We start from the raw sequence: 16,084 nt of genomic DNA, 5'->3' as shown, positions 1-16,084 counted from the left end.
GCTAACCAAGCGGTGAAATCTCGATCCCGATCGTCGCGCCCTGACGGCGGGCTATCCAGGCCCCGAACTCGCTCAACGGGCCCAGGATCCAGTACTTGCGGTTCATGATCTTGCGGACCCGTGACGTGTCCTCGTCGCCGAGGACACGTGCGGTGCCCTCGACAATGGGCGACCCGGGGTCGATCTTGCCCCGCACCCTGCATGACTGCAACGAGACCTCCGGATTGCGGCGAATCCGCTTGACTTTGTAAGCGTTGGCTTCCGACAAGAAGTAGAGCTTGCCGTCGGCAGGAGCAATCCAGACCGGAAGGGAGACCGGGGTGCCATTCTTGCGGTAGCTCGTGAAGGACACGTAAGTCGACCCGCCGACCGCATCCCACTCCGATGAGCCCGCCGTCACGACATCGCCACCGGAATGGCGCCGGGCATCGTGGTTTCGATCATCATAGTCTCCCTTGCCTTTTCGAAACACTATTGCGGTCGTGGACCAGGTGGGTGAACCACCTCGGTCTCGCAGTTCGCAGAGCACGACCGGGATGTCACGTGCGGTGCGCTTCTGGTAGTCGGCGTAGCCCTTGTAGGCGGTGACGATCCGGGGCCACAGGACCGCCTTCTCCTCCGGAGATGCGGTGCGTGCGTGAACTTTCCGGCGGCGTCCATCGAATACCAGTAGCAGGGGAAACATTACACACGAAAGTAAGCGGTGTCGACATTTCCAGAGCGGAGCGCTCCCCTCCCGTTCATGACGCACCGAACAATCCTCGGACCAGTCCGGCCGCCTCGGCCGCCAGACCGGGCGGGTTGGTGGCGATGAACAGGGAATCGGCCGCGAGATTGCCGAGCACGTGCCAGCTCCGGTCCGGCGTACCTCCGACCATCGAACGCCGAGTGACCGGTTCCGCACGCAGGCCGCCCGAGGGATGCGATTCGACCGCGCCCGCTGCGAGCAGCGCGCCGATCAGCGACTCGGTTTCCGGGGGCACCGTGTAGGCGGGCGGGTTGACCGCGTTGAGCACCGTATCCGCGGACCAGCTTCGGCCGTCGTGCACGGTGAACCCGCCGCCGGTCTGCGCCTCGATCTTGGTGACGCCCGCCCGCAACCGCAGCCTGCCGGAATCCAGCAGCCGCAGCACGATGCGTGCGTTGTGCGGGACCATGGGCGAGCTCAGGCTGTTGATGGTGCGGAAGTGTTCGGTGCGCAGCATCGCTCGGTCCCGGTCCGCCAGCAGCGGCCACGCGGTCGGGCCGGCGGTGCGGATGACCATGGCCAGCAGGCGCCGCCCGTAGTGCGGCGCGTCGACCGCGTCGAGCTGGCGACGCAGGCGAATCACCGGATCCTCGGAGCCGATGATCTCGGCAGCGAAGGTGTCGAAATCCTGCGCCAGTGCCGCGAGTTCGGTACGCATGAGCGAAACCAATTGGGAGAAGCGTAGTTCGCTGGCGTGCTCCGCAGCCAGCTCCCGCACCGCCCCCGGCGTCAAGTGCACGGGGTCCAGGCGGACCGGACGCTGCTGCACGAAGGGGAGTTGCCCGCTGCGTGAGAGCAGCGTGATCGGCCCGGTGTGCCCGCTCTCGGCCAGGGTGACGGCGACATCCACCGCGGTCAGACCGCTGCCTATGACGGCGACATGGTGGTCTGCGGGGAGTCCGGCCACGGTACGGGCGAGCGGATAGGGCTCGTTGACATAGCCGGGCGCGCCGGTGAGCCCGTAATGGTCACGCGGGCGGCCGCTGCCGACCGCGAGGACGGCCCGGTCCACCGGGACGTGATGGCCGCCGGCGGTGTGCAGGACCGCCCGGCCGTCGCGGGAGAATCCGGTGACCGCCGAGCGCACCACGCGGACCTGGCAGCCGGCGCGACCCAGTTGTGCGATCGCCTCGCGCGCGGTGTCTTCCAGGTACTCGCCGTAGACAGCGCGCGGGACGAGCGGCTGACCCAACCTCTCGTCGAGATAGCCGGTCACGTCGCGATTCGCCAACCAGCGCTGATAGTGCGCGGAGTCGCCCGCGCGCACCGACATGATCGGCGGCGGCGCGTTCACCCGCACGGTGTCGAGGTCGGGCTGGTACGGGCGGCCACGCCACAGCGCCGGCGCGCCGTCGAACACGGTGACACCGCTCGGCTGGCGGTCCGCGCGGGCCAGCGCGTCGAGCAGCGCGACGGCGGCCGCGCCCGCTCCGATGATTCCGATGTGCATGGGGCTCCTTCGGTTTCGTGTATGCCGCACCCAGCATCGCGGGGTTCCACGGCGCCGAACATCCCGCGATCGAGGGGATTCGCCACCAGTGGCGCGCCAATGACGGGGCTAGTGCCCACTGCTCCGTTTCCGCGGCCGAAGTACCCCGCACCGACCCCTCAGTTGCGGGGTGGCGAGCGCGCGACAGGCGGCCGAAGATGACACACATGACCGCAACGACCGCGCTCGACGCACTGCTCGCCGGCATCGCCACCACGCCCGACGCGCACTCCCTGTTCGCCGACGTGTCGGCCCGCCTGCGGCGCATAGCACCGTTCGACGCCGCGGTGTGGGTGGCCACCGATCCGGTCAACGGGCTCACCACGGCACCGGCGCGGGTGGAGAACCTGCACGAGGGTGGCTGCGGAATCTATTGGGAGTCAGAGTTTTTCGCTGAGCATGTGAATCTGTTCCGCGATCTGGCGCTGGCGAAGGTCCCGGTGGCCGGGCTGCGCGAGGTGACCGGGGACCGGCCGACATCGAGTCCGCTGTACCGCGGCTTCATGCGCCCGCGCGGGCTCGACGACGAGTTGCGCGCAGTGTTCCGGGTCGGCGGGCAGCCGTGGGGACAGCTGAGCCTGTTCCGCGAGCGAGGCAGGCCGCCGTTCCGCGCCGAGGACATCGCCCTGGTCCACACGATCTGCACGCCGATGGCACAGCGATTGCGCGCCTTCGCACGGCCAGGCGCGACACCGCCGTCCGCTCTCGCCGCCGCGCCCGGTCTGCTGCTGTTCGGCGCGGGCGGGGAACTGCTGTCCCTCAACGACGAGGCCCGCGAGCTGCTGGCCGAGATGCCACCCGGTCCCGCCACCCAGACCCCGCTCGGCATCGATCTGCCGCTGCCGGTCTGGATTCTCAGCACGGCAGGCCGTGCCCGGCTCACCGGAACCGCGTCGCGGATCCGGGTGCGCACCACCGCGGGGCGCTGGCTGGTGTGCCATGCGACCTGCCTGCGCGACACCGAAGGGCGCACGGGCACAACGGCTCTGGTGATCGAGCAGGCCAAGCCAGCGGAGGTGGCCGAGCTGATCGTGGCAGCCTACGAGCTCACCCCGCGAGAACTACAGGTCACCGAACTCGTCGCGCACGGCCTGCCCACAGCCGATATCGCCGCGCGGCTGTTCCTTTCCCCACACACCGTCCGCGACCACCTGAAGTCGATCTTCGACAAGGTCGGTGTCACCAGCCGCGGCGAACTGGTCGCCAAGCTCTTCACCGAACACCGCGAACCCCTCGCGGCCGCCGCCACGGTCCGTGTCCTCGATGTCGCGAGTTAGAGCGGGCGCTCAGAACATGCCGTGCGGGATACTCGCAGGTTCGGGGACCGGCTGCACCACATCCCAGTGTTCGGTGATCCGGCCGTCCACCAGCCGCCAGATATCGATGACGGCCGATCCGCGGCCGCCACCCGGTTCGACCATGTGATAGTGCACGACCGCGTAATCGTCATCGGTGATGACGCGTTTGATGTCGAGGCGCGCACCCGCGACCGGCGCACTCGCGATGAACTCGATGAATGCGTCGCGCCCGGAGGGGTTGCCGGGACTGTGCTCGACGAAGTCTTCGTGCAAGAGCTCGCGCAATACGCCGATATTTCCGCGGGCGAACTCCGCCAGCCCGTGCACGACCAGATCTCGGTTACGTTGCGCCACAGTGTCTTGTGTCATGGTGGCACTGTGGCACCTGCAACGGCACGCCGGCGATTACCAGCCAGGTAATGGTGCGGCGCCTGTCCGGCCGCGATACTCGGGTGATGAACAGTCCGGTCGGTGAGCTCCTCCGCGCGTGGCGGATGCGACGTGGGCTCAGCCAACTCGCGCTGTCCGCGCAGTCAGGCATCTCCACCCGGCACATCAGCTTTGTCGAGACCGGCCGGACGGTGCCGAGCACCGCCATGATCGAGCGATTCGCCGAGAATCTGAATGTCCCACTGCGCGACCGCAATCAGCTCCACCTTGCCGCCGGTGCGCTCCCCGTACATCCACAGCGCACACTCGACGACCCGGATCTCGCGGCGGCGACAGCGGCGGTACGCCGGGTTGTCGCCTGCCACGAGCCGTACCCCGCCATCGCCGTGGACGCGCAGTGGAACCTGCTGTTCGCCAACGATGCGGCCGAGATCTTCTTCGACGGCGCGTCACCCGAGCTCCTCAACCCGCCGGTGAACATGATGCGTCTCGGCCTTCACCCCGACGGTTTCGCCGCACGTATTACCAACTACGCCCAAGTCAGCAATTACCTGCTGCCCCGGCTGGCCCGGCAGGCCGAACGCAGCGGAGATCCCGCCCTCGCCGCGCTACACGCCGAACTACGCGTGTTCGCACCCACCGACGACAGCCCGGTTGATCCCGCCGACGTCGCTCTACCGATCCGGCTCGCGCACAACGACACCGAACTGTCCTTCTTCAACACCATCATGACATTCGGTGCTGCCTTCGACATCACCCTCGCAGAGATCGCCGTCGAGTCCTACTTCCCCGCCGATTCCCACACTGCCGAGTATCTCCACCGCCGCCAGGTCGCCGGGCGCCCCGATGCCGGTGCCGATGCTGGTCGTGAACTCCGTACGACCGCCTCGATCGACAAGTTGCCCGATTCGAAGAAGAGCTAGCAGTCACGCTGGGTCCGCGCGGCTCAGTCCGCCTTGATGGCGGCCACGCCTTCGGCGTAGGTCGTCACCCGGAACTCCGGAAATGCCCGCTTGAACTTGTCCGAGACGAAGAAATTGTCCACCTCGTATCGCGGCAGCAACTCCCACAGTTCACGCACGCCCTGATTGAACAGCCGAGCGACGAAGAACGCGGGACGCTTCATCACCGAGTAGTCGATCTCGCGACCCCAAGATGCGGAGGCCAGCTCGATCAGCCCCCGGTACGTCACACGGTCGTCGTCGCACGGCAGATGCCAGGTCTGCCCGTACGCCGACGGCGTGTTACCGATCAAGGCCATCGCGCGGCTGGCATCCGGAGTCCAGATCAAGGTCCGCAGAGTGTCGTCGCGCAACGGAACGCGCGACTTCTTGCCCGCCGAGATCGGATCGAACACCATCGCGTTGGTGAAGCTCTGCGTCTTGCCCGGCCCGTAGAACTCCGGCGCGCGACAGATCACCGCCTCGACCCGACCTGCAGCCATGGCTTCCAACAGCATCGTGGCCATCGTCGCCCGGGTCCGCGCCTTACTCCCGACCGGAGCGAATCGCGTCTGCTCGGTCTGCGGTTCACCGGTCATCGGATACATGTAGGTGTTGTCGAAGAACACGAGCTTGGCGCCGTGTTTCTCGCACGCTGCGATCGTGTTCTCCATCATCACCGGGAGCTGATCCGCCCACAGCTTCGCATCCGGCGGTAGACCGACGGTCAGGTACGCGATCTCGCTACCTGCGACCGCCGCAGCGGTCTGCTCGGCGTCCATGAGGTCCGCCGTGACCAGCTCATCGGTGTCGTGCAGCCGTCGGGGATTACGGCTCACCAGCCTGATGTCCTTGGTGAACCGCCGATGGAGCTCGTGAGCAAGCTCGGTCCCGATCTGTCCGTTTGCTCCGAGAATCGTCTGCACGGGAAGAAACCTTTCGATTGCCGACAATTGACAAGAAGCCACAGTAACACTAATGTAAGCACCATAAACATCATGTGGGCGGGGACACAAGTTCCGAGCCAGAGCCAGGCCTCCTGGGCTGAAGACCCGTCTATCGCCGCTGCGGGGCTTCATGCTGTCGTCGCACCGCCCGACGGGATATCGGAGGTCGACCGTCAGAACTTGGGTACCCCGTCGCACTCGAGCACCTCGGGCGCTTGCTGCGCGCCTTTTATAGGGTCGTGCTTATCGAAGACCGAGAGCAGGACGTCATGCCGATCAGCAATCAGCAGGTGATCACACACCGCTTTCTCCACCTTTTGTACGAGGACGACTTCTTTCCCAGCCATCTGGTGGACCGCGGTAAGGCAATCTTGCTGAGGCTGTGCGAGCGTATCGAGGCCGAGCAGCCTGCCGACCTGGCCGCGCTGTACGTCCTCGCCCACGCCGCCACCGAGGAGTTCAACGCACTGGAGGCCGAGTTCGATTCGGCGGGCAGCGAAATCGAGACTGTGGCTCGTGAGGAGATAGGCGAGGACTTCTGGTTCGTGGCCTGTACCTATGGTTTCCAGGACGCGGATGCGGAGGAACTGATCGCCACTCGGGAGTGGTGAACACGGCGGGACGGCCGGTGACGCGACCGCTTCAGGCGACGTCGGATTCCGTCTCCACTGATGCCGGGCGGCGGAAATCGCGCGCGGCTACTACCGGCCACGCAGGCGAGCACGCGCGCCTGCGATGATCGTGATGATCATGACCGTCATAACCTGCAGCGCGGTGAGCGGAAGTGCAGGGGGTGACTGAACAGGCGCGGCGTACTCGACCGGGGGCGGCGGCAGCGGCAGCGGCGGGATCGCTGCGGGGATCGACGGGATCACCTCGGGCAGTCGCGCTGGGATAGGCACGACCTCCGGCGCCACCGCTTGCGGTGGAATGATCAGGGGGATACCGGGCTCCGGCAGACCCGGGACCGGGAGCAACAGTGCGCAGGTCAGCAGGGCGCTGCCGGTCGCGGCGCTGCCTACCGCCACACTGCCCGCACCTGCCGATCCCGAGCCGACGCTTCCGCTGGAACCGAGGCCGCCGATCAGGCTCGAGCCCATGCCGCTACCGGTGACGATGCCAGACCCCAGCGCGGCGCTGCCGACTGCCGCGCTGCCGACACAGGCGGGAAGCACATAGTCGGGGTTGGGGAGCAGCAGGCCGCCGAGTGTGCCCGGGGCGGCTGTCGGAGTCGTCAGTGCCGTACCAGACGCAGGATCGGATACGCCAGGATCCACGGCGGTTGGATCGATCGTCGCGCGGGCTCCATCGAGGCCGCTGGGGGTGCTCGGGCCGAGGCCGAGAGCTTGCCCAGCCGCCGGATTCGGGATTGTCCCCGAGCTGCCGGTCGGCGCCGCCGACCAGCCCGGTCCACTCGCGAGGCTGCTGCCGGTGCCGAGCCCCAGCTCCAGCCCGCCGGATTGTCCGTCGCTCGGGGCGGCCACGGTGCCCGGAGCCGCACTGCCGCTGATGATCTGGTCGATCGTCGGGATTCCCGGGTCAGCCGCAGCGAGCGGTACGTGGACGGCGAGCAGAGCCCCAGCCACCGACACCCCCGCGAATCCTCGTACTGCTCTTCGTTTTCCACCCACCGTGCCTCCGAAAGCCCAGTACTGATCGCTGTTTGACCCGGTCAACGAGGAATATCGCCGCTGGAGGACGGCTCCGCGGCAAGGTGCTGGAAGCGCGCGAGCGCGAGTTCGTAGGCGTCCTTGGCGACGTGATTGCCGCCGGCGAACGGCCGATCCAGTTGGTAGACAGCCACAATGACCGCACCGATCACCAGACCGAACAACCCGGTCATGAGGATGCTGCGCTTGGTGACCACGACACCGGAGAAGACGGTGCCGAACAACAGCATGGCAGTGGCGAACCACAAGGCGATGTAGAGGAAACCGGGCAACCGATAGCCGGCGTCCAGGCCACGGTCGAAGCGTGCCTCGGTGATCGCCGCAACGGCCGCGGCAGTCTCGTCCTGGTCCGCCTTCTCGTCCGCGGTGGCGGCAGGCACGGAATTCACCGCCTCCCGCAGATCATCCAGCGTTGCCTGCGTGGACGGGCTCAGTCGGCGCTGTTTGTCCATGACCTGCCACTCCTCGTTGATCACCTGCCGGGTGTAGGCGGTCACCAGGGTCCGGATCTTCTCGCGATCCGGCTCGGGCATGCTGTTCGCGGACTCATACACGCTCACCAGCGCTTTGCCCTCCGACACGGTGTGCGCATGCGAGGTGTCGTACTGCTGCCACAGGATCACCACCACGAACGCCACGATGGCGGCGAAGAACATGTTGACCATGTCCAGCATCATCGAACCAGCACCTGAATCGTCTTCGTGCCGCCACGATTCGGGCCGCACCCGATCCCCCAGTACCAAGATCCCCACCGCGACGCCCACGAAAAGCGCCAATACCGCCAGCTGCAACAGAATTCCGAGCATTCCGCGACTCCGTTCCTGCCGGGGGGTGGAAGCGATCACAGGGTATTCGCGGTGGCCGCGCGGATGGATTGAGATCCGATTCCCTTCCACCCCAGCGATTTACAACCGACCGGTTGCTTTCGGGCGCTGCCGCCGTGCCAACTCCGTGACCGCTCGACGTTCACCCCCACGCCGGGATCTGCAATGGGCGGGCGAGATCGGTGGTGCTCAGCCACGTGTGGTGGTGGCGAGCAGCTTGTCCAGCAGCGATCGGGTATGGACGAGTCGGTCGATGTCGTCGGTAATCCGGCTGCGCTCTGCTTCGAGACGTTGGTGGCAGTCGTCCAGCAGCAAGGATTCACCGGACAGGCACGCGAGGATCTCGCCGATGAGGTCCATGCCGAGACCTGCTGCCAGCAGGGTCTGGATGTGCGACACCTTGTGGATGTCCGAGTCGGTGAAGATCCGGTATCCACTGGCGGTTCGGTCCGGCCTGAGGACGCCCTTCTCCTCGTAGTAGCGCAACGCTCGCACGCTGACTCCGGTCCGGTCCGCCAGTTCGCCGATTCTCACCTGGTTTCCCTCGCTGTTCGACTTGACTCTCACGTCGACGTGAGAGTTTAGCGTGACGGGCATGCGTCGACTTGCCATCCTCATGTTCTGCGTTTTCAGCATCACCACCGGAGAGTTCGTGATAGCCGGGATCCTGCCCGAGGTCGCCGCAGACCTCGAGGTCACCGCCGGCACCGTCGGCTTGCTGGTCACTGCCTACGCCGTCGGCATGATCATCGGCGGCCCGGTGCTCACCGCGGCGACCGCCGGGATCGACCGGAAACCACTGATGCTGGCGATGCTGGCTGTTGCGGTCATCGGGAACGCGGTCTCCGCTCTCGCACCCGAGTTCTCATTGCTGTTGGCCGCCCGTATGGTCACCGCACTGGTGACCTCGACCTTCTTCGCCCAAGCCATCGTGATCGCGGTGCAGTCCGCGCCACCTGAGCGAGCCGGGACCATGGTGGCCCGGCTGGCGTTCGGGATGAACCTGGCCATGATCCTCGGAGCGCCTATCGGCACCCAGATCGGCAGTCAGTGGGGCTGGCGCGCGACATTCGCCGCGATTGCCGTTGCGTGCCTGATCGGGCTGGGCCTGGTGTTCTGGCAGCTCACCTCGCCAACCGACGAGGGTCGGACCTCGGCGGTCTCGGAGTTGCGAGTCCTGCGACAACCGCCGGTGCTGGTGGCGCTGGCCATCACCTCGGTCGGCAACGTCGGCGTGCTCATGGTGTTCAGTTACCTCGCCCCGCTGCTCACAGATCTGGGCAGGCACCCCACGACCAGACTGCCAATCCTGTTGCTCGCCTATGGCGCCGGCGCGACGATCGGCAACCTCGTCGGCGGCATCCTCTACGACCGCAACCCGCGACTGTTCCAACCCGCCTTGCTCGGCCTGTTGGCCGCAACCCTTGTGGGCACCTGGTTCGTTGCAACCTCCACGACACTCACCGGCGTGGCGGTTGTAGCGATCGGCCTCCTCGGCTTCGCGATCATCCCGGGCATGCAAGCACGCGTGATGATGACCGCGCGCGAGGCCCCGACCTTGGCCATGGCTGTCAATGCGTCCGGGTACCAGGTCGCTGCCGCCTGCGCCGGCCTGTTCGGCGGCCTGATTGCCGACTCGACTTCTGGTCCCAGGCCCATCTACCTCGCAGCAGCGGGCCTGACGATCTGCGGCCTGATGATGACGGTCATGGCTACCCGTGCCCTGCGCGGGACCAACGCCGACGCCGGCGCTGTTCTTCACGGCCGACTTGCTGACACGTGACGGCCATCGTCCGAGCTGGGAACCTGCACTATCGAGGAAGTCCTGGCCGATATCGTCGAACTCGTCGCACCGGGTTCAGAGTGGGCAGCGACATCCGGCAGTTTCTCGGCCGATGCATCGACCTTCCGATATATTGTGTCCCAGACGTTTCAGCCTCGTCCTGACGGAAGACGAGTGCGGCAGGGTCTGGACCAGAGCAACGACGTTCTGGGGGGTGATCGAAATCAGATTGACAGCAAAACCCGGACAACAGATAATCGACACACTACCGAGTTGAGATATAGCGTAGAGTGCAGATTCAGAATGACCGATCGGAGAATCAAAGAATGGCCGAAAAGTCGGGTCGGAAAATCTTGTCATATCGAGATATCGATCAGATGTACAGCGGTTCAGAGTTTCCACTCCTGACGTCGAGTGAGCTGACCGAGATTATCGATTTCCTGATGGAGCATCGGTGCGAGAATATCGGCGGCGTCGTTCTAGCGCAGGAGATCAAGGCGCCTCGCGACGCAATTGGGACCTACCGGAGCAACCTGATCGACCGCAGAAATGATACATTCAAGGGGCCGAACATTCTGGGTGGAACGTACTATCCGAATGGCGTTGGAATCTGGACGACTGGAGATATAGGAGATATTCGATAAACTATGAACACACCGACAGGAGTTCTTGAACATCTGGTCTCACGCGGATCAGTTTTTGGCAGCGAAGGCGAGCTCGGAGACTGGCTTTTTCGCTACCTCAAGGATTCTGGATTTGCGGTACGAAAGCAGATGGTCGAGCCTGGTCGGTTCAACATTCTGGGCCAGCGAGGAAAGGGCACGGCAACACTGCTCTGCTATGGACACATGGACACTGTCCCTGTGTACAGTGGATGGGAGACCGACCCATTCCGCATCACAAAAGTCGGTGACAAGCTGTACGGCCTCGGCGCATGCGACATGAAGGGCGGAATCGCCGGCCTGTTGGTCGCACTCCACGACTTGCCGGCCGATGCGCCGATCAAGGTCCTTCTGGCCGTCGACGAAGAAAATGAGTCCCTCGGTGCATGGCAGGTCGTCCACGACGCGGCGGACTGGATGAATGGAATTCAGCACATCCTCTCTGTCGAGCCCGGCGCATCAGCTGACCGGATTGGTGGCGCGGATGTTCTCACCCTGGGCCGACGCGGGCGGGCACGATTCAGGTTCGAGATCCACGGATACTCATCACATGGCGGTCACATCGATCGCGGCGTCAACGCGGTCGATATCGGCGCCCGAATCGCACGAGAAATCAGTGGCGCGAAGCAGGCATTTCACCCTCGACTGAAAGAAGGGGGACAGTACGTTGCAAGCTTCAACGCACGGTCACGGGGCTTGTCGATTCCCGAATACTGTGAACTGGAGGTCGAGCGACTGCTCGTGTTGCCAGAATCAGTAGAGGGTTGTCTCGATGAGTATCGTGACATCTGCGAGAAAGTTATCGGCTCGACCGAGATGCCAGCCGCGGCCCGACCCTATGTGAAGGCCTCCGTGCGCCTGGTTCCACGACAAAACAGCTACGCCGAGCCGTATGAATCTCCCCTGGCGGACAAGCTCGTTGCGGCCGGGAAGATCGCGATCGAAAAAGTCCTCAATCCAGCCGACGGACCATTTATCAATTACGGTCGATCTGTCGGCGATGAGAACGTTTTCGCTCAGTCTTTCGGCATTCCTTCGCTTATCCTGGGCCCGGAGGGTGGGAACATACATTCGCCGAACGAGTTTGTTTCTCAGCGCTCACTTGATTCAGTTACCGACGTCTATCGACACCTTCTCCGAAGCTATTTCGAAAACTAGGGTGTCAAAAGCGCTGGATAAGAAGGATCGTCAGCGTGCCGGTTGATCGGACACCAGTCAACCGGCACGCTTTTTCTATGCACAATTAGTCAGATCAACGTACGACAATGCAAAGTCGTTGTAGGCTCTGGACTCGACACCATCAGACACCGAGAAATTCTGACAGAGAATACCAAATGTTAGATCTGGCCGGTGAGGCCCACCATACAGTTCCGCGTCGTCGGTCACGAATCTCCGCCCGTTTCGCCGAGCAGCATAGATAACGCCAGGCGATGACAGATTGCATTCACCGAACACCGCATGCAATGGTCCCGCCTCTCCAAATCGGATGTGGTCGACGATGTAGCCAGACAGGTTCCGATAGAGGCCTTGGCCTCGAAATTCTACCCTTGTGATCGCCTCTGTTATCTCGACCAGTACCAGCGAGCCATGCCCTTCCAGGTCGATTGTGACCCGCTCGGCCACTACCGCGGAAGCGACCGCACCCAAGGGATTTGTCAGATAGGCGATCGTCGTGTTCGCGGAGACGAGAAGCTGTTCGATGTCAGTCTCACCCAACCCGAACGCACCGAAGGCTTCTGCGAACCTACCGACTTCGTCTCGCCGACTCGTTTGGTCGTCCTTCTTCGCCAAGAGGTTGACCTGCAAGCCCGCGTCGCGTGCACGATCCTCCATGCGGTTCGGCACCTTCTTCGTAATGCGTGTCTGTGCCAACAGCGCACGATACGTGCGGAGTTTCGCCGGAGGAACCGTGCGGTCGGGATGATTCCAGCCAGCGAATATGAGAACATGTCCTCGATGGCACGCGAGTGGAATTGCTCCTTCCACGCCTATACCAGATTCGGCAAGGAGGTCCAACGCTTTAGCTGTGCCCACAGCTTTTACTGTCACACGATCAATTGAGCGCTGCATCGCATCTGCACGATTGCGGGTGAATTCCTCGATGAAATCATCCAGCCGCCGGGCGGTATCCAACAAGGACGGATAGAATCCACGCAGCCGGTTATGGGCAACAACGCAAGGAGGCCACGTGGCTCCTATCGAGCTCGTACTGAATCGATCACTCATCTTATTCACAATCCTTTGGATGGTTGGAGTCGTCCCTAGACAGAGATCGGATCGTCCTGTTCACAATTTCCGTCCTTTCGAGTCGAGCAATCAGATTCGAGGCGAAACCAGCCATGATTGCTATCAATGTGAAGGAGTGTCAATCGCGTTGCCGCGCACCTTGCGACAGGCAAGGAGAAGCGATGCGGCACGACCGCCGACTACGGTCGGTCACTACATCGCTACTGAGCTGGTGCTGCGAAGCGCGTGTGCAACAAGGCAATCCGTGGTCGACCTGGGTGATCGAGCCTGGGTGGCACGAACTGCCGCACCAAGGATGGTGCGGCATGATCCGGTCGGCGGTCCACGACTCAGGTCATACTGTCCTGCTTTTGTCATCGATACCAGCTCCGGGTACAAAGAAGCGAGACATGTTGAGACACTGCGCCAGCCGGAGCCGAGTTGCCATGACAGATCCTCTACTCGTCGAGTTGAAGCAGCTGCGTCGAGGCCACGGACTGCTTGCCCCGGATGTCGTTGAGCGCATCGGGCCGGCACTCCGGCGGGTTTGCGGCATCACTGGGCACGACTCGGCCGCCGACGTCCGCCGGAAACTCACCATGACTATTACCGAGGGATGTAGCCGTCTACCACAACAGCTACGGCAGGCAGCCGTAGCTGCACTGGCTCTCGACCGCTCGAGCAACCAGCCTGAGCGCCGATTCCTGCGTCAGCGAGTTCAAGCGCTAGCAGCAACCTTCGATCGTGATCCTCGAACCGCTGCACGTCGTATTGATGAAGCGTTCTTGATGCTGGCTGAACTCCTGGCGGAAAAAGAAAGCGTCTTGGTTGACATTTGCAATACAACCCCTGGCGATACCTGGTACACGGACTCCCTGAGGGCTACCCTCTATTTGGATGAAGATCCAGTCCGCTTGATCGAAGAACGGCGGATAGTTTCTACTGTCCCCGAGCTGGACACCATCGTGTTTTCGTGGAGCGTATCGTCGGATTCTTCCGAGCAACGAAATATTTCTGCAAATATCTTGTCTGGCGGCAGCCTTACTGAAACACTTCGAATCGGCCGGTCGCACGTTGACTTTAGAATGAAACTGGCAAAGGCGATCGGCGTCGGACAACGTCATGATTACAGTGCTTCGATAGTCTTGGGCCCTCGGGACTCGATCCGGCCATACTATGTGGTAGTCCCCTGGCGTGTGTGCAGATTCTTTCGCTTGCGTATCCGATTCGGACCGAATTGCCCCGACAAGATATGGCGGATCAACGGCCTCCCGCCCGTTTCGTTGGAAGTCCTTGATTTCGTTGGCGATAGGGTGCTAGTCGATGTCAGCGGTCAAGTGGAGCTCAGTTTTTTCGATCTCCAGTTGGCGCGCAGCTACGGCGTAGGGTGGCAATCATAAAGTTCCCTACCACTCCCACTCGAACCCCACGACCGTATGCTCGATATATGCAAAGAAGCGGTGCAGCTCCCAGATCGGCGTCAGGTCGGTAGGTACCCTCAGCACAGTGTTGCCACCATCGTAGCTGTCCCATGCACACCACCAAGCCCGAACCGGAGTTACGGTATCGAAGATTACGCGCATGTCGACGTCGTTAATTCGGCTGCGTGCAGCTCGTCGCACCTGCGTGCACGGCTCTGCGGTACTACGGTGCGCGGTGAAGTACTGGAGCGAAGCATGCTGCCCTATACGAAGTGTTCGATCGAGGCGAAGCTCGACCCCGATGAAGCCGGGCACGCTACTGCGGTAGCCGGCGAAGCTGCCGCCCGCAATAACCTGCACGTCGGCGACGGTGTCCCTCGGACTATAGCCAAAGGTATCGACCCCGTCTTCCAGCGCAACCATTGCATGGCTGGTTTCGATCTTCGCCAGCATTCGATCTGAATTGATGTAATATCGCGAGAACAGCGCCTTGGTCTGATGTTTCTGGGAACTCACCATCGGCACCGGTGGAATCCGAAGTGTCGAACCGACACCATCGCTCCCGGCTCCATCTGGATCGTTTCCGGCGTAGGTATCCCATATTTTATGGGAGTCCTCAGCCGTGAAGTAGAAGGATTCGATTATCCAAGTCAGGGTTTCATAGCTCAGCTGTTCACCCCGCAGAGCGTGGCGAATCCTGTCGCGTAGCCGTCTGGGAAGTTCGCGATCACTGTCCGCAACTATCCCCTGATCCCAAAGATGCAGCGCAACAACCTGAGAGACTGCGGCATAGCTGATGTCATCGGTGCGCATCCGCAGCGCATGGCGGACCCAGCGCTGCCTGTACGCAGCCTGAGAGCGCAGCATCGCACGCAGTAGTTCCGCGGTCGCTGCCACTGCATCCGGGGGCGGGGGCACGCGCCATCCTCCGTGTCCGTTGGGGAGATAGACTGTCGAGGTTCGTTCTCCAATCGTACCGGGTGTGAAAAGTGAACAGCAGCGAACAGCCGTACCAGGCTAGAAACATCTATCGCCACGAAGCCAGCGGGCGCGAGCCCCTGCCGGGCCTCTACGGCGGCTGGCACGAGAGTGTTGTCGAATGGGAAGAACTGGAAATTTCACCTGAGATCCGACTCCACGCCACATACCTCTCGCCGTACCGTATGGATCATATTGCAGAGCTGCATGCAGGACGAGCGACAACACCGGACGCGGACAAAACATTCTTTCCGGCAGAGTGGCCTGATGATAAAATATTTGAAGCAGTGAGAGCTGTCGTCACCGATCCGGATGCGAAATGGTCGCGCGAAGCTGACGCCCTGAAAGGTGGCAGGCCGGGCACGTTGATGAACCCCTGGCATGATCGCGACGACATCGAGTGGGAAATTCCAGCCCGCCTGCGCGTCGACGGGCACTATGACGATGTCCGCATTCGCGTCATCGTAGAACCAGAAGGGGAAGGCATCATCACCGCCTACACCCGACCAACCAACCATTAAACGGAATCATGGCGCCTGGAACACCTTCCCTCTGAACATCACGAAAGAAACCTCCCTGAGTTCTTCGACAAGCAATTTCCGGAAGACGCGCGAATTAGCCGCATGTAGCCGGCCGATCTGACGACCACAACTCCTTATGGCGCGGTTACGGCGAACGCCGTAAACGCGCCAATGTGTTGTTTGACA

General features: G+C 62.8%; 18 protein-coding genes and 1 pseudogene. 8 read left to right on the top strand and 11 right to left on the bottom strand.

Annotated elements, in window-relative coordinates; all coding sequences use genetic code 11:
- Position 1 precedes the first annotated feature (1 nt).
- The 3 genes and pseudogenes from ACFVAV_RS18770 to ACFVAV_RS18760 form a co-directional block, all read right to left on the bottom strand.
- A complete protein-coding gene (locus tag ACFVAV_RS18770) occupies positions 2-400 on the bottom strand; it encodes a PPOX class F420-dependent oxidoreductase (protein WP_379036251.1) in 399 nt (132 codons plus the stop codon).
- Between the two features lie 129 nt (positions 401-529).
- Positions 530-685, bottom strand: a pseudogene (locus tag ACFVAV_RS18765) (nitroreductase/quinone reductase family protein); the annotation flags it as partial.
- Positions 686-740: 55 nt separating this feature from the next.
- Positions 741-2,198, bottom strand: a complete 1,458-nt coding sequence (locus tag ACFVAV_RS18760) for an FAD/NAD(P)-binding protein (RefSeq protein WP_379036207.1) — start codon at positions 2,196-2,198, stop codon at positions 741-743.
- A gap of 206 nt (positions 2,199-2,404) precedes the next feature.
- Between ACFVAV_RS18760 and ACFVAV_RS18755 the strand changes: the two genes are divergently transcribed.
- Positions 2,405-3,514, top strand: a complete 1,110-nt coding sequence (locus ACFVAV_RS18755) for a LuxR C-terminal-related transcriptional regulator (protein ID WP_379036206.1) — start codon at positions 2,405-2,407, stop codon at positions 3,512-3,514.
- 9 nt (positions 3,515-3,523) lie between these two features.
- On the opposite strand, the gene ACFVAV_RS18750 is transcribed toward ACFVAV_RS18755, so the two are convergent.
- Positions 3,524-3,904, bottom strand: a complete 381-nt coding sequence (locus tag ACFVAV_RS18750) for a nuclear transport factor 2 family protein (RefSeq protein ID WP_379036205.1) — start codon at positions 3,902-3,904, stop codon at positions 3,524-3,526.
- Positions 3,905-3,990: 86 nt separating this feature from the next.
- Here ACFVAV_RS18750 and ACFVAV_RS18745 point away from each other — a divergent pair, with 86 nt between their 5' ends.
- The gene (locus ACFVAV_RS18745) at positions 3,991-4,848 is read left to right on the top strand and encodes a helix-turn-helix domain-containing protein (protein WP_379036204.1); all 858 of its coding nucleotides are present in this window, start codon (positions 3,991-3,993) and stop codon (positions 4,846-4,848) included.
- A gap of 23 nt (positions 4,849-4,871) precedes the next feature.
- On the opposite strand, the gene ACFVAV_RS18740 is transcribed toward ACFVAV_RS18745, so the two are convergent.
- The gene (locus ACFVAV_RS18740; RefSeq protein ID WP_379036203.1) at positions 4,872-5,945 is read right to left on the bottom strand and encodes an NAD-dependent epimerase/dehydratase family protein; all 1,074 of its coding nucleotides are present in this window, start codon (positions 5,943-5,945) and stop codon (positions 4,872-4,874) included.
- Between the two features lie 107 nt (positions 5,946-6,052).
- On the opposite strand from ACFVAV_RS18740, the gene ACFVAV_RS18735 reads away from it, so the two are divergent.
- Complete coding sequence (locus ACFVAV_RS18735; protein WP_379036202.1) at positions 6,053-6,424, top strand: DUF5713 family protein; 372 nt, start codon at positions 6,053-6,055, stop codon at positions 6,422-6,424.
- Positions 6,425-6,514: 90 nt separating this feature from the next.
- On the opposite strand, the gene ACFVAV_RS18730 is transcribed toward ACFVAV_RS18735, so the two are convergent.
- The 3 genes from ACFVAV_RS18730 to ACFVAV_RS18720 form a co-directional block, all read right to left on the bottom strand.
- Positions 6,515-7,405: a hypothetical protein gene (locus tag ACFVAV_RS18730; protein WP_379036201.1), complete on the bottom strand. Its 891-nt coding sequence runs from the start codon at positions 7,403-7,405 to the stop codon at positions 6,515-6,517.
- Between the two features lie 80 nt (positions 7,406-7,485).
- Positions 7,486-8,289, bottom strand: coding sequence for a DUF4239 domain-containing protein (locus tag ACFVAV_RS18725; RefSeq protein ID WP_379036200.1), 804 nt, complete (start codon positions 8,287-8,289; stop codon positions 7,486-7,488).
- 207 nt (positions 8,290-8,496) lie between these two features.
- Positions 8,497-9,033 carry a MerR family transcriptional regulator gene (locus tag ACFVAV_RS18720; RefSeq protein WP_379036198.1) on the bottom strand — a complete coding sequence of 179 codons (537 nt, stop codon included), beginning with the start codon at positions 9,031-9,033 and terminating at the stop codon, positions 8,497-8,499.
- Here ACFVAV_RS18720 and ACFVAV_RS18715 point away from each other — a divergent pair.
- The 3 genes from ACFVAV_RS18715 (at position 8,924) to ACFVAV_RS18705 (ending at position 11,910) form a co-directional block, all read left to right on the top strand.
- Positions 8,924-10,090 (top strand): MFS transporter, encoded by a 1,167-nt coding sequence (locus tag ACFVAV_RS18715; RefSeq protein WP_379036197.1) that lies wholly within the window; start codon positions 8,924-8,926, stop codon positions 10,088-10,090. The two genes, ACFVAV_RS18720 and ACFVAV_RS18715, sit on opposite strands and share 110 nt — an antisense overlap.
- Positions 10,091-10,416: 326 nt before the next feature.
- Positions 10,417-10,734, top strand: coding sequence for a hypothetical protein (locus tag ACFVAV_RS18710; protein ID WP_379036196.1), 318 nt, complete (start codon positions 10,417-10,419; stop codon positions 10,732-10,734).
- 3 nt (positions 10,735-10,737) lie between these two features.
- Positions 10,738-11,910 (top strand): M20 family metallopeptidase, encoded by a 1,173-nt coding sequence (locus ACFVAV_RS18705; protein WP_379036195.1) that lies wholly within the window; start codon positions 10,738-10,740, stop codon positions 11,908-11,910.
- Positions 11,911-11,985: 75 nt separating this feature from the next.
- On the opposite strand, the gene ACFVAV_RS18700 is transcribed toward ACFVAV_RS18705, so the two are convergent.
- Complete coding sequence (locus ACFVAV_RS18700) at positions 11,986-12,888, bottom strand: hypothetical protein (RefSeq protein WP_379036194.1); 903 nt, start codon at positions 12,886-12,888, stop codon at positions 11,986-11,988.
- 560 nt (positions 12,889-13,448) lie between these two features.
- Here ACFVAV_RS18700 and ACFVAV_RS18695 point away from each other — a divergent pair.
- Entirely contained in the window at positions 13,449-14,378 is a 930-nt protein-coding gene (locus ACFVAV_RS18695; RefSeq protein WP_379036193.1) for a hypothetical protein, read from the top strand.
- A 6-nt stretch (positions 14,379-14,384) separates the two neighbouring features.
- On the opposite strand, the gene ACFVAV_RS18690 is transcribed toward ACFVAV_RS18695, so the two are convergent.
- Positions 14,385-15,317, bottom strand: coding sequence for a hypothetical protein (locus ACFVAV_RS18690; protein ID WP_379036192.1), 933 nt, complete (start codon positions 15,315-15,317; stop codon positions 14,385-14,387).
- A gap of 71 nt (positions 15,318-15,388) precedes the next feature.
- On the opposite strand from ACFVAV_RS18690, the gene ACFVAV_RS18685 reads away from it, so the two are divergent.
- Positions 15,389-15,898, top strand: a complete 510-nt coding sequence (locus ACFVAV_RS18685; RefSeq protein ID WP_379036191.1) for an EndoU domain-containing protein — start codon at positions 15,389-15,391, stop codon at positions 15,896-15,898.
- Positions 15,899-15,904: 6 nt separating this feature from the next.
- Here the strand turns inward: ACFVAV_RS18685 and ACFVAV_RS18680 are convergent.
- Positions 15,905-16,084, bottom strand: a 180-nt coding sequence (locus ACFVAV_RS18680) for a hypothetical protein (protein ID WP_379036190.1), incomplete at its 5' end; no start/stop codon positions are given.

It is taken from the genome of Nocardia sp. NPDC057663 (genome assembly GCF_042799895.1).
Taxonomy (GTDB): domain Bacteria; phylum Actinomycetota; class Actinomycetes; order Mycobacteriales; family Mycobacteriaceae; genus Nocardia.
This window is presented reverse-complemented; position numbering and strand designations above follow the sequence as displayed.

What these genes read in the sequence shown, in the direction of transcription:
- ACFVAV_RS18745 (WP_379036204.1), top strand. Translation starts at nt 3,991, where the DNA reads ATGAACAGTCCGGTCGGTGAGCTCCTCCGCGCGTGGCGGATGCGACGT.
- ACFVAV_RS18740 (WP_379036203.1), bottom strand. Translation starts at nt 5,945, where the DNA reads ATGAAGCCCCGCAGCGGCGATAGACGGGTCTTCAGCCCAGGAGGCCTG.
- ACFVAV_RS18750 (WP_379036205.1), bottom strand. Translation starts at nt 3,904, where the DNA reads ATGACACAAGACACTGTGGCGCAACGTAACCGAGATCTGGTCGTGCAC.
- ACFVAV_RS18715 (WP_379036197.1), top strand. Translation starts at nt 8,924, where the DNA reads ATGTTCTGCGTTTTCAGCATCACCACCGGAGAGTTCGTGATAGCCGGG.
- ACFVAV_RS18760 (WP_379036207.1), bottom strand. Translation starts at nt 2,198, where the DNA reads ATGCACATCGGAATCATCGGAGCGGGCGCGGCCGCCGTCGCGCTGCTC.
- ACFVAV_RS18710 (WP_379036196.1), top strand. Translation starts at nt 10,417, where the DNA reads ATGGCCGAAAAGTCGGGTCGGAAAATCTTGTCATATCGAGATATCGAT.
- ACFVAV_RS18755 (WP_379036206.1), top strand. Translation starts at nt 2,405, where the DNA reads ATGACCGCAACGACCGCGCTCGACGCACTGCTCGCCGGCATCGCCACC.
- ACFVAV_RS18705 (WP_379036195.1), top strand. Translation starts at nt 10,738, where the DNA reads ATGAACACACCGACAGGAGTTCTTGAACATCTGGTCTCACGCGGATCA.
- ACFVAV_RS18725 (WP_379036200.1), bottom strand. Translation starts at nt 8,289, where the DNA reads ATGCTCGGAATTCTGTTGCAGCTGGCGGTATTGGCGCTTTTCGTGGGC.